This is a genomic window from uncultured Corynebacterium sp. (genome assembly GCF_945649885.1).
In the GTDB taxonomy this organism is placed as follows: domain Bacteria; phylum Actinomycetota; class Actinomycetes; order Mycobacteriales; family Mycobacteriaceae; genus Corynebacterium.
Map to the genome: position 1 here is coordinate 1 of NZ_CALZFS010000173.1, position 4,189 is coordinate 4,189.

Consider the following 4,189-nt stretch of genomic DNA (forward strand, 5'->3'; position numbering starts at 1 on the left):
AGGTCTGCGATTCCAGCTTCCAACTCTTCAGTCGTTCGTGGGGAGGGGACAGAAACCTTGCGGATGATCTCACCGGTTTCTGAGACCAGACCGGCACGCATGTTGGTTCCGCCAATGTCGAAGCCGACCGCATAACGGTTCGGGTCTTGTGGCATTTTCTTGTGCCTCACGATCTAGAAAAACTGGCAATAACCCTCAAAGTATAGCCAGCTTCCCGTCAGCCCCCATCATTGTGCAGGCCTTACGGTTTATTAGTTGAGAATTTGAGTAAGACGCGCACCCAGGAACTCCCAGAGCCATGTGTTTTCCACATGTTCACGCCCTGCGACTCCCATCGCCTTCCGCCTGGCGGGGTCCGCCAGCAGTCCGGCAATTGCGGCAGAGAGCTTAGTGACGTCCCGACCATCCACCACCAAACCGGTCTGGGGCGTCACCGTTTCCGGTGCCCCACCTGAGGTCCCCGCGATCACCGGAACCCCACAGGCCTGTGCCTCCAGATAGACAATGCCCAGGCCCTCAACATCCAGGCCACCACCCCGAGTACGTGCCGGCATAGCGAAGATGTCCGATGCCGCCAGAACATCAATCATCTCCGCGTGCTCCAAACGTCCAAGGAACCTGACAGAACCCCCCAGCGTGGCAGCTTGCCGACGAAGTTTCTCCTCAATCCTGCCCCCACCGACAATGACCAGGACCGCTTCCGGGTGCACTTTCAGCACAGCCGGCATGGCCTCAATCAACTTATCCTGTCCCTTGCGGGGTACCAGACGTGAAATGCAGGAGATCACCGGTGTCTGTGCTGGTATTCCCCAGCGTTCCCTGGTCCTTTCCTGCTGCTCCGGGCTGGTTGGCTGAAAGATATCTCCGTCTACTCCAGAGGGCAGATGTTGAAAAGTGGGATGAGGTCCGAAAGCTGATCTGAAACGGGTGAGAGTGTAATCAGAGATGTAGGTGACCGTATCCACCTCCTCACCGATTCTGCGCAGCAGCTGTCTGGACCCCGGCAGCATGGACCAACCCACCTCATGCCCATGGGTGGAGGCGATGATTCTGGTTGCACCCGCTTCCCGTGCGCTCCGTGCCATGAGAGCAAGGGGTGCCGCAGCACCGAACCAGACATTATCGATCTCCCGGGCCTTGATGATCTCTGCCATCGCCTGAGCAGTGGTCGGTGTCGGCAACATCACTGAACGTGGCCAGCGAATCACCTCATAGTCACGGGTGGCATCAAAGACAGCAGCCGCCTCAGTATCCTGAGTAGAAGCGAAAACGGTGATCCCCTCTGGGTCCTGTGTATCAAGAAAATCACGGATATACGACTGGATTCCACCAACGGTTGGAGGAAAGTCATTGGTCACAACAAGTGTTCTGCGTCGGCCTTTTCTGCTCATGGCAGACCTCCTGATCTCAGTGCGGTGACTTTAGTAGCGTCGGGCCCCATAGATAGGTGCCGAATCAACAGATACCACTTGTACAGGAATTCCGTAATCCGAGGCGTGCACAATCATCCCCTGGCCGATATACAGCCCCACATGGGTGGCTCCCGGGTGATAACCGATGATATCGCCGGCCTGCAGCTGATCAGCTTCCACCGGCATTCCACCCGCCATCTGAGCCTGCGAGGTACGTGGCACCGTCATCCCCTGTTGTTGAAAAGCCCAGTAGATCAGACCGGAACAATCAAAGGCCGTTGGTCCGACAGCACCCCAGCTATAAGGGGAACCAATCTTTGTCAACGCAGCCTCCACAACCGAACTCGCCATCCCCGAATCTTCTAAAAGTGTGGAAATGTCAATCTCCAGTGGTGAATTCTTCCCCACCGACTGTGTCATCTGCTCCCGGGACAGAGCCTCCACACTCGCCTTCATTTCTTCCTGTCGCAGCAGCAATTTCTCCTGGGCGTCCTCAAGCTGTGTCAGGCGAAGATCCAACCCACCCAGATGGAAATCTGCCTCAGCTTTTTCCTGTTCGCTGCACCCAGGTGATCAGCGGCTTCCCTGGTCGCGGCATCAAGACCGTCCATGAGCTCACTAGTTGTGGTGGCCAGGCCGGACAGGTAACTGACACGGTCAATCACATTCTGGGGACTGTCACCATTAAGTGCCACGGAAATCGGATCACGCACCATGCCACGATATTTCGCCTGGGCAAGCCTTGTGATCTCTTCCCGTTGTCTAGCTACCGTGGCTGCAGCTTCATCAGCAAGAAATCTGTACTGAGCCTGCTGTTCACTGATGACCATTATCGAGGCCTGTCTCGATTCGATCTCCCTTGCAGCTTCCTTAACCAATTCATTATGGGTAGAGCTTTCTTGGGAGATCACTTCCAGCGCGGCAATCAATTCCTCGATGTCAACCGTCTGAGCCATGCTGGGTGAAATCAGGAGAGACATGGTCAGCAATAACGTGCCAACTACCGCACCACCCCAACTTCGCATACTCAGTCCTCAGGCTCCTTGTAACACTCACCAGATTCTCACCTCAGATACATCAGGTCAGGATTGAGCTTAATCTCTCCCAGACCCTGAAAGCTGAGGATAGCTAATGAATTTGTGTCGGTGATCACCCTTTAGCAGGGTGCAGTTTTAAGGAAGTATTTAACGCACATAAAGATTTGCCCAGCGATGGGTACAAAAAAGCCCCCAGCATGGCTGGGGGCTCAGAAAAGCAGTTGACTTAGAAGCGAACTGCGGAGTGGAACGGCATGTAGTCCAGGGAGTGCTCAGACAGCGGGGTTGCGCTGTTGAGTGCGTGGATAACCGTACCGTTGCCGGAGTAGATGCCCACATGGGTGGCACCTGAGTAGAAGGCAACGATGTCGCCAGCCTGCAGGTCAGAGTAGGCAACTGGGGTTCCCTGTGAAGCCTGTGCCTGTGAAGTACGTGGGATGGACTTGCCAACCTGGTTATATGCCCAGGAGGTCAGACCAGAGCAGTCGAAGGCGTTCGGGCCAACGGCACCCCAGCCATATGGTGCGCCAATCTTGGAGCGGGCTGCATCAACGATGGCCTGTCCCGATGGGGCGGCAGGTGCTGCCTCAACAGCAGGCGCCTCAACAACTGCAGCGTAGGCAGCAGGTGCGGCCTGGCTGGACAGTGCTGGGATCCACTGATCGATGCCTGGAATGTTGTTCAGCCCAGGGGTGTTCTCAATGCCAGCGACCTCGATGGTGAAGTCGGTGTTGGGGATGTAGACCTCTGCAGCCTGAGCTGGGTTGGCGATGACTGCAGTAGCGCCAAGTGCGACTGCGGATACTGCAGCTGCGTTACGGGTAACCCTAGGATTGCTGCGACGGTGCTTGCCCACTGTTGAAACTCCAAATCTTCCTGTTGGCTTACCGGGTTAGCTGTCGGATTCGGAGCGGAAGGCCCCTATCCCCACTCCGTCACTTTGGTGACCATTTCGGTCCCGCTGCAATCCTTGTGGGAAATTCACCCCAGGAACACTGATGGTTCCCCGGCTCGCGATATATTCCGCAGGGATTCTTGGGTAGATTTCCCTTGAGAGATAGTCTCGCGATTAAGCATTTTCTATTGTTTCTATTGCGATGATTCGTGGGATTGTTCCTTGAAACTTTCCCACCAACCCCGCAAGGTCTCAATAAGGTTACGAAACCATATCGACGGTTGTCCAGCCCACCCCCAAATCCACCGTCGTTACTGAACCGTTATCCCAATTTAAGGCTTCCGAGTCTCGAAGCATCCCCGCCAGGACCCCAAGTCCCAGAAGGTTGAAAAATGTACATAAAACATGCCTCATGCTGCCCTTTTAGGCTTCACCTAAGGGTGGGGACAGGTTCCCCACCGACACATAATCGGGAATGAATGACCACCCGCCGACAGTGATGTGACCTTAGTCACGAATCCTGTATTGGTCTGTTATAAAGGCGATCAGGCTCGATTTTCCCCCAGTTTCATGCCTATATAAACAGCATGATGTAGAACTGTTTCGCCCGAAACAGAACTCTTCGCAACCGATTTCATGTGGACTTATTTCCTGAACGACAACATTGACCACTCACGGCTGAGAGCCGTCTCAGCAATCTCCACCACGCAAACCCATCCGGATCTATCCGCTCCTACATATAGGCCCTACTCAACTCCGCCGCGGGCAGTTCGGCCCTCCACCCCGGCGGCCACCACACGACGACAGCGCTAAACCGATGATCGCGCAGCCTTAGTGGCTTTAGT

2 protein-coding genes, 2 pseudogenes and 1 riboswitch are annotated in these 4,189 nt (G+C 55.2%); all 4 genes and pseudogenes read right to left on the minus strand.

Going from position 1 to position 4,189, the window contains the following annotated elements; translation table 11 throughout:
- Nucleotides 1–155 (minus strand): annotated as a pseudogene (locus tag Q0M74_RS13240) (ROK family protein); the annotation flags it as partial.
- A gap of 96 nt (nucleotides 156–251) precedes the next feature.
- Complete coding sequence (locus tag Q0M74_RS13245; RefSeq protein ID WP_293955223.1) at nucleotides 252–1,391, minus strand: glycosyltransferase family 4 protein; 1,140 nt, start codon at nucleotides 1,389–1,391, stop codon at nucleotides 252–254.
- Between the two features lie 30 nt (nucleotides 1,392–1,421).
- Nucleotides 1,422–2,437, minus strand: a pseudogene (locus tag Q0M74_RS13935) (NlpC/P60 family protein).
- A 238-nt stretch (nucleotides 2,438–2,675) separates the two neighbouring features.
- On the minus strand, nucleotides 2,676–3,305 hold the full coding sequence (locus tag Q0M74_RS13260) for a C40 family peptidase (RefSeq protein WP_293955228.1): 630 nt from the start codon (nucleotides 3,303–3,305) through the stop codon (nucleotides 2,676–2,678).
- Nucleotides 3,306–3,316: 11 nt separating this feature from the next.
- A riboswitch (cyclic di-AMP (ydaO/yuaA leader) is annotated at nucleotides 3,317–3,487 on the minus strand.
- Nucleotides 3,488–4,189 lie beyond the last annotated feature (702 nt).

Coding starts and splice junctions, on each gene's coding strand:
- Q0M74_RS13245 (WP_293955223.1), bottom strand. CDS start 1,391: ATGAGCAGAAAAGGCCGACGCAGAACACTTGTTGTGACCAATGACTTT.